Source organism: Streptomyces sp. URMC 126 (genome assembly GCF_051386555.1).
Taxonomy (GTDB): domain Bacteria; phylum Actinomycetota; class Actinomycetes; order Streptomycetales; family Streptomycetaceae; genus Streptomyces.
Genome location: NZ_JBPQTX010000333.1, coordinates 1 through 7,423, shown reverse-complemented (window position 1 = coordinate 7,423; position 7,423 = coordinate 1). Strand labels below are relative to the sequence as shown.

Sequence of the window (7,423 nt, the reverse complement as noted above, 5' to 3'; positions counted from 1 at the left end):
GTGGGGCGGGGAGCGCGGTGACGCGGTCCCCGCCCCACGGTGTTCCCGGGGCGGTGACGCCGGCCCGGATCAGCCGAAGACGGCGAGGATCTTCGCCCGGCCGCCCTGGTTCTCGACCAGCGCGAGGAAGGTCCCGTCCGGGCCGAAGACGGCGACCGGCCCGGTGGTCTCGAAGAGCGGCATGCGCACCCGGACGCCGTTGCCGAGCAGCTTCGCCTGCTCCTCGGTGACGTCCCAGCGGGTGAACGCGGCGGAGACCGCGTCCGCGACGGGCATCACGGCCAGCTCCTCCTGGAGCTGGTCCAGCGTGCGCGCCTCGCTTATCCCGTAGGGGCCGACCCGGGTGCGCCGCAGCGCCGTGAGGTGACCGCCGACGCCGGTGTCCGCGCCCAGGTCGCGCGCCAGGGCGCGGACGTAGGTGCCGGACGAGCAGACCACGGAGACCAGCACGTCCTGCACCGGGGTGCCGTCCTCGGCCTCCGCCGGGTGCACGGCGTGCACGGTGAAGGACGAGACCGTCACCGGGCGGGCGGGGATCTCGAAGTCCTCGCCCTCGCGCGCCCGCTTGTACGAGCGCTTGCCGTCGATCTTGATCGCGCTGACCTTGGACGGGACCTGCATGATGGCCCCGGTCAGCTTGGCCACCCCGGCGTCGATCGCCTCGCGGGTGACCCCGGAGGCGTCGGCGGACGAGGTGATCTCGCCCTCGGCGTCGTCCGTCACGGTGTTCTGGCCGAGCCGGATGGTGGCCACGTACTCCTTCTCGGTCAGCGCGAGGTGACCGAGGAGCTTGGTGGCCCGCTCGACGCCGAGGACGAGCACGCCGGTCGCCATCGGGTCCAGCGTTCCGGCGTGCCCGACGCGGCGGGTCTTCGCCATGCCGCGCATCTTGGCGACGACGTCGTGCGAGGTGAAGCCGGCCGGCTTGTCGACGATGACGAGACCGTCGGGGCCGGGCGGAGACTTGCGCTTCATGCGGAGGCGCCACCCTCGGCGGCCCCGTTGTCGTCGTCCTCGCCCGGCTTGCGGTACGGGTCCGCCTCGCCGGCGTAGTCCTTGCCCGAGGCCTCCTGGCGCACCCTGGCGTCCAGGTCGCGGGCCCGGTCGAGGAGGTCCTCGATGGTCCGGGCGTTCTCCGGCAGGGCGTCCGGCACGAAGGTCAGGGTGGGCGTGAACTTGATGCCCGCCGCCTTGCCGACCGCGGAGCGGAGCATGCCCTTGGCGCTCTCCAGTCCGGCGGCGGCGCCGGCGCGCTCCTCGTCGTCCCCGTAGACCGTGTAGAAGACCGTAGCCTCCCGCAGGTCGCCGGTGACCCGGGTGTCCGTGATGGTCACGTGGCTGCCGAGCCGCGGGTCCTTGATGCCGCGCTGCAGCTTCTGGGCCACCACCTCCCGGATGAGGTCCGCCAGCTTCTTAGCCCGCGCATTGTCGGCCACTGGTCCGTCTCCTTCTTGGTGTTTCAGTCGTCGTGCTCGCCGTGGAACCGCCGCCGCGCGGACAGCAGGTCCACTTCGGGACGTGCGGCGACCCAGCGCTCGCAGCGGTCCAGTAGGTCCGTGAGGTGCCCCATGTCGCCGGAGACCGCCGCCAGGCCGATGGTGGCCCTGCGGTAGAGGTCCTGATCGCCGACCTCCGCCACGCTCACCGCGTACTTGCGGTGCAGCTCGGCGACGATCGGGCGGACGACGGAGCGCTTCTCCTTCAGCGACCGTACGTCGCCGAGGAGGAGGTCGAAGGACAGCGTCCCTACATACATGGAGTGCGGGTTCATGCCACCCGTGGGGCCTTCGGCATCCGTAGTTGTGTACGGCTCATTCGAAACCGTACACGCAACGGCCGGGGCCGATCGACGGGATATTCCCCGCCGACCGGCCCCAGGAGCTGCGGTGATCAGCCTCGCGGCTTCTCGCGCATCTCGTACGTCGCGATGACGTCGTCGATCTTGATGTCGTTGAAGTTTCCGAGGTTGATACCGCCCTCGAAGCCCTCGCGGATCTCGGTGACGTCGTCCTTGAAGCGACGCAGACCGACGATGGTGAGGTCCTCGGCCACGACCTTGCCGTCGCGGATGAGGCGCGCCTTGGTGTTGCGCTTGACCTCGCCGGAGCGGATGAGGACACCCGCGATGTTGCCCAGCTTGGACGAGCGGAAGATCTCGCGGATCTCCGCCGTACCGAGCTCGACCTCTTCGTACTCCGGCTTCAGCATGCCCTTCAGGGCCGCCTCGATCTCCTCGATCGCCTGGTAGATGACCGAGTAGTACCGGACGTCGACGCCTTCGCGCTCGGCCATCTGGGTGGCACGGCCCTCGGCGCGGACGTTGAAGCCGATGACGATCGCGTCGGAGCCGGACGCCAGGTTGATGTCGGACTCGGTGACCGCACCCACGCCGCGGTGCAGCACGCGGATGTCGACCTCCTCGCCCACATCGAGCTGGAGCAGCGAGGACTCGAGAGCCTCGACCGAACCGGACGCGTCGCCCTTGATGATGAGGTTGAGCTGCTGGATCTCGCCGGCCTTGAGCACCTTGTCGAGGTCCTCGAGGGACACCCGGCGGGTGCGCTTGGCGAAGGCCGCGTTGCGCTCGCGCGCCGCGCGCTTCTCGGCGATCTGGCGGGCCGTGCGGTCCTCGTCGACGACGAGGAAGTTGTCGCCGGCGCCCGGGACGTTGGTCAGACCGAGGACGAGGACCGGGGTCGACGGACCCGCCTCCTCCACGTTCTGGCCCTTGTCGTCGAGCATGGCCCGCACGCGGCCGTAGGCGTCGCCCGCGACCATCGTGTCGCCGACGCGGAGGGTACCGCGCTGGACGAGGACGGTGGCCACGGCGCCGCGGCCGCGGTCGAGGTGGGCCTCGATCGCGATGCCCTGCGCGTCCTGCTCCGCGTTGGCGCGCAGGTCGAGCGCGGCGTCGGCGGTGAGGACGACGGCCTCGAGCAGCTTGTCGATGTTCAGACCCTGCTTGGCGGAGATGTCGACGAACATCGTGTCGCCGCCGTACTCCTCGGCCACCAGGCCGAACTCGGTCAGCTGACCGCGCACCTTGGTCGGGTCCGCGCCCTCGACGTCGATCTTGTTGACCGCGACCACGATCGGCACGTCGGCCGCCTTGGCGTGGTTCAGGGCCTCGATCGTCTGCGGCATGACACCGTCGTTGGCCGCCACCACGAGGATCGCGATGTCGGTCGACTTCGCACCGCGGGCACGCATGGCGGTGAACGCCTCGTGACCCGGGGTGTCGATGAAGGTGATCTTGCGCTCTTCGTCGTTGACCTCGGTCGCGACCTGGTAGGCACCGATGTGCTGGGTGATGCCGCCGGCCTCGCCCGCGACCACGTTGGTCTTGCGGATCGCGTCGAGCAGTCGCGTCTTACCGTGGTCGACGTGACCCATGACGGTCACGACCGGCGGACGCGCGACGAGCATCTCCTCGCCGCCCTCGTTCTCACCGAACTCGATGTCGAACGACTCGAGGAGCTCGCGGTCCTCCTCCTCGGGGCTGACGATCTGAACCGTGTAGTTCATCTCGTCGCCGAGGAGCGTCAGCGTCTCGTCGGACACCGACTGCGTGGCCGTGACCATCTCGCCGAGGTTCATCATCACGGCGACGAGCGACGCCGGGTTGGCGCCGATCTTCTCCGCGAAGTCGGTGAGGGAGGCACCACGCGACAGGCGAATGGTCTCGCCGTTGCCGCGCGGCAGCATCACGCCGCCCACGGACGGGGCCTGCATGGCCTCGTACTCCTGGCGCCGCTGACGCTTGGACTTGCGGCCACGACGGGCCGGACCGCCGGGACGGCCGAACGCGCCCTGCGTGCCACCACGGGCACCGGGACCGCCCGGACGCCCGCCGAAGCCGGGACGACCGCCGCCGAAGCCGCCGCCGCCACCGGGGCCACCGCCACCGGGACGGCCGGCGAAGCCGCCGCCACCCGGACGACCGCCGCCGCCGGGACCGGCCGGACGGCCGGCGAAGCCCGGACGGGCACCGCCGCCACCGGGACGACCGGCACCGCCACCGGGACCACGGCCACCGCCGGGGCCCGGACGCGGGCCGGCGGCCGGACGCTGCGGCATCATGCCGGGGTTCGGACGGTTGCCCGCCGGGCCGGGACGCGGGGCGCCGCCGGGAGCCTGCGGACGGGGCATGCCGCCGGGGGTCGGACGCGGAGCGCCGCCCTGGCCCTGGGGCCGGGGAGCGCCGCCGGGGCCGCCCTGCGGACGCGGAGCGCCGCCGGGACCGGCCGGACCGCCACCGGGGCGGGGTGCCTGCGGGCGCGGGGCCTGCGGGCGGGCCATGCCGGTGGAGCCACCGGAGGTGAAGGGGTTGTTGCCCGGACGGGGACCGGCCGGACGACCGCCGGGACGGGCACCGCCCTGACCCGGACGGGGGGCACGCTGGCCCTGGCCGCCGTCACGCTGCTGACCCGCCGGGCCCGGACGGGCGCCGGGGCGCGGGCCGGGAGCACCCGGACGCGGGGCGCCCGGAGTGGGCGCGCCCGGCTTCGCGGGGGCCGCCTTGCGCGGCGCCGCGGGCTTGGCAGCGGACTTGCCGGCGTTGCCGCCGGGCCCCTGCAGCGCGTCAGTCAGTTTACGGACGACCGGCGCCTCGATCGTCGAGGACGCCGAACGGACGAATTCACCAAGTTCTTGGAGCTTGGCCATGACGACCTTGCTCTCCACTCCGAACTCCTTGGCGAGTTCGTATACCCGGACCTTAGCCACTTCGCTCCTTCTAGGTCCGGGTTGTCAACCGGACCGTCGCTACTTCATGGGCGTACTCATCGCGTACTCATCGAGTGCTCATCGCAATCTCGACCTACTTCCAAATCGCGAGGTACCTGACCGCACGGGTACCGGGTACCCGTGCCTGGGACATCCCCACTGACGTGGGGCCTAACTCTTCACCGCGGCGGTGCCGCTGCGATCCGCTCGATGTGACGGCGCAGTTCCGCGGTGTCCAGCGGTCCCGGGCTTTTGAAGGCCCGAGGGAACGCTCGGCGGCGGACCGCCAGGTCGAGACAGACCAGTGTGGGGTGCACGGAGGCACCCCGGCCGGGCAGCGTACCGCGAGGATCGGGGACGCAGGCGCCCTCGATCAGCACGATCCGCAGCAGATCGCCCTTGGCCGCTCGCTCCCGGCACCCCACACAGGTGCGCTGAGGGCATGCGCGGGCATGCGTCCGGCCAGACACTGGTTAAGTCTACCTCCCCGAGCCGCGCTCACCCCTTTGGGGCACAGATCGGCTCCGTATGCTTTTTGACTCGTGGTGCGGAGCGGCGGTCCGACGAGGGCCGAGCGCCGGGGGCACGCCGCGCCGGCACCGGCGCCGACTTCGCGCCGCGCGCCCCCGAATGCTTCCGTCTCCCGGCGCTTACTCCGGCTTGTCCTGCTGCTCGGTGTGCTCGGTGTCCGGCCGGATGTCGATCCGCCAGCCGGTGAGCCGCGCGGCCAGGCGGGCGTTCTGCCCCTCCTTGCCGATGGCGAGCGACAGCTGGTAGTCCGGCACGGTCACCCGGGCCGAGCGGGCGGCGAGGTCCACGACCTCGACCTTGCTCACCCGGGCGGGGGACAGCGCGTGGGCGACGAGCTCCGCCGGGTCGTCCGACCAGTCGACGATGTCGATCTTCTCGCCGTTGAGTTCGGCCATCACCGCGCGGACGCGGCCGCCCATCGGGCCGATGCAGGCGCCCTTGGCGTTCAGCCCGGAGCGGGTCGAACGGACGGCGATCTTGGTGCGGTGACCGGCCTCGCGGGCGATGGCGGCGATCTCCACCGAACCGTCGGCGATCTCCGGGACCTCCATGGCGAAGAGCTTCTTCACCAGGTTGGGGTGGGTCCGGGAGAGCGTCACGGACGGGCCGCGGACGCCCTTGGCGACCCGCACCACGTAGGTGCGCAGCCGGGTGCCGTGCGTGTAGTCCTCGCCGGGGACCTGCTCCTGCACGGGCAGGATGGCCTCCAGCTTGCCGATGTCGACCAGGACGTTCTTGGGGTCCTTGCCCTGCTGGACGACGCCGGCGACGACGTCGCCCTCACGGCCCGCGAACTCACCGAAAGTGATCTCGTCCTCGGCGTCGCGCAGACGCTGGAGGATGACCTGCTTGGCGGTGGTCGCGGCGATCCGGCCGAAGCCGGACGGGGTGTCGTCGAACTCGCGGGGCTCCTGGCCCTCGGCGAGGTCCTGCGGGTCCTCCTTGGCCCAGACCGTGACGTGGCCGGTGGACCGGTCCAGCTCCACACGGGCCCGGCGGCGGCTTCCCTCGGTGCGGTGGTACGCGATGAGGAGGGCCGACTCGATCGCCTCGACCAGCAGGTCGAAGGAGATCTCCTTCTCTCGCACCAGGCCCCGCAGGGCACTCATGTCGATGTCCACGGCTACGCCTCCTCTTGGTTCTCGTCGGTCTCTGCTGCGGCCTGGGCGGCCCCCGCACCGGACGGTCGGTTGAACTCGATCTCCACGCGGGCCTTCGCGATCTCGTCGAAGGCCAGCCGCCGGGCGGTGGGCTTGCGCCCCTTCACGCCCGGTACTTCCACATCCAGTCCCTCGTCGTCGACGGCGACGATCCGCGCGACCAGTTCGCCGCCCGCGGTGAGCCGGGCCCTCATCAGCCGGCCGGTCGCCCGGACGTAGTGCCGGTGCTCGGTGAGGGGGCGCTCGGCGCCGGGGGAGGTGACCTCCAGGACGTACGGGGCGCCGCCCATGACGTCGCTCTCGTCGAGCTTCGCGGAGATCTCCCTGCTCAGCTCGGCGCACTCGTCCAGCTGGACGCCCTCGTCGGAGTCGACCACGATGCGCAGCACACGCCGTTTGCCGGCCGGCGTCACGTCGACCTCTTCCAGATCCAGCTCCCGTGCGCTGACGAGAGGGGCGAGCAGCTCGCGGAGCCGCTCGCTCTGGGTGGTGCTCATCCGGGTGACTCCTCGGCCGCGTGTGCTGTTGTGGGAAAGTCGCGTGTCTGGTCAAAGCCTATCCGTTCCGGCACCCGGCTGACGATTCGGTGCCTCGTCCGCGGTGGACCCGCCGGGCGCCGGTACGCTCACGAACGGTGATCACGACCTCTGGTCCCGCGACGGTGTCCCGACGACCACCGGCAGGAAGTGGAACGTGGCGTTCACGACGACGGCGGGGGCCCGCGGCGGCCCGCGCAGGCGCGCGTTGCTGACGGGCGCGGCGGTACTGCTGGGCGGCGCGCCGCTGTTCACGGCCTGCGCCGGCGGACCGGAGGACGACGACCGGGCCCGCGCCGGGGCACGACTCCGGGCCGAGGCCGGCCGGGCGTCGGCGGCGCTGCTCGCGCGCTACGACGCCACGCTGGCCGCGCACGGCGGCCTGGCCCCCCGGCTGCGCCCGCTGCGGGCCGAAACCCTGCGCCACGCCGAGGCGTTCGGCGCCGGCCCCTCCGCCCCTCCCCCAGGGGC

7 protein-coding genes and 1 pseudogene are annotated in these 7,423 nt (G+C 71.9%); 1 reads left to right on the top strand and 7 read right to left on the bottom strand.

Annotation, left to right across the window (positions count from 1 at the left end; translation table 11 throughout):
• Positions 1-69 precede the first annotated feature (69 nt).
• The 7 genes from truB to rimP form a co-directional block, all read right to left on the bottom strand.
• On the bottom strand, positions 70-975 hold the full coding sequence (gene truB / locus ACSNOK_RS28300) for a tRNA pseudouridine(55) synthase TruB (RefSeq protein ID WP_436783632.1): 906 nt from the start codon (positions 973-975) through the stop codon (positions 70-72).
• Positions 972-1,436 carry a 30S ribosome-binding factor RbfA gene (rbfA, locus tag ACSNOK_RS28295; protein ID WP_436783631.1) on the bottom strand — a complete coding sequence of 155 codons (465 nt, stop codon included), beginning with the start codon at positions 1,434-1,436 and terminating at the stop codon, positions 972-974. Before rbfA ends, truB begins: the two co-directional genes overlap by 4 nt.
• Before the next feature lie 23 nt (positions 1,437-1,459).
• The gene (locus ACSNOK_RS28290; protein ID WP_199891275.1) at positions 1,460-1,756 is read right to left on the bottom strand and encodes a DUF503 domain-containing protein; all 297 of its coding nucleotides are present in this window, start codon (positions 1,754-1,756) and stop codon (positions 1,460-1,462) included.
• Positions 1,757-1,890: 134 nt separating this feature from the next.
• Complete coding sequence (infB, locus tag ACSNOK_RS28285) at positions 1,891-4,725, bottom strand: translation initiation factor IF-2 (protein ID WP_436783630.1); 2,835 nt, start codon at positions 4,723-4,725, stop codon at positions 1,891-1,893.
• A gap of 179 nt (positions 4,726-4,904) precedes the next feature.
• A complete protein-coding gene (locus ACSNOK_RS28280; RefSeq protein ID WP_436783629.1) occupies positions 4,905-5,195 on the bottom strand; it encodes a YlxR family protein in 291 nt (96 codons plus the stop codon).
• Positions 5,196-5,375: 180 nt separating this feature from the next.
• Positions 5,376-6,377 carry a transcription termination factor NusA gene (nusA, locus tag ACSNOK_RS28275; RefSeq protein ID WP_436783628.1) on the bottom strand — a complete coding sequence of 334 codons (1,002 nt, stop codon included), beginning with the start codon at positions 6,375-6,377 and terminating at the stop codon, positions 5,376-5,378.
• A gap of 2 nt (positions 6,378-6,379) precedes the next feature.
• The gene (gene rimP / locus ACSNOK_RS28270) at positions 6,380-6,913 is read right to left on the bottom strand and encodes a ribosome maturation factor RimP (RefSeq protein ID WP_436783627.1); all 534 of its coding nucleotides are present in this window, start codon (positions 6,911-6,913) and stop codon (positions 6,380-6,382) included.
• A gap of 196 nt (positions 6,914-7,109) precedes the next feature.
• Between rimP and ACSNOK_RS28265 the strand changes: the two are divergent.
• Positions 7,110-7,423, top strand: a pseudogene (locus ACSNOK_RS28265) (hypothetical protein); the annotation flags it as partial.

What these genes read in the sequence shown, in the direction of transcription:
- rimP (WP_436783627.1), bottom strand. Translation starts at nt 6,913, where the DNA reads ATGAGCACCACCCAGAGCGAGCGGCTCCGCGAGCTGCTCGCCCCTCTC.
- ACSNOK_RS28290 (WP_199891275.1), bottom strand. Translation starts at nt 1,756, where the DNA reads ATGTATGTAGGGACGCTGTCCTTCGACCTCCTCCTCGGCGACGTACGG.
- truB (WP_436783632.1), bottom strand. Translation starts at nt 975, where the DNA reads ATGAAGCGCAAGTCTCCGCCCGGCCCCGACGGTCTCGTCATCGTCGAC.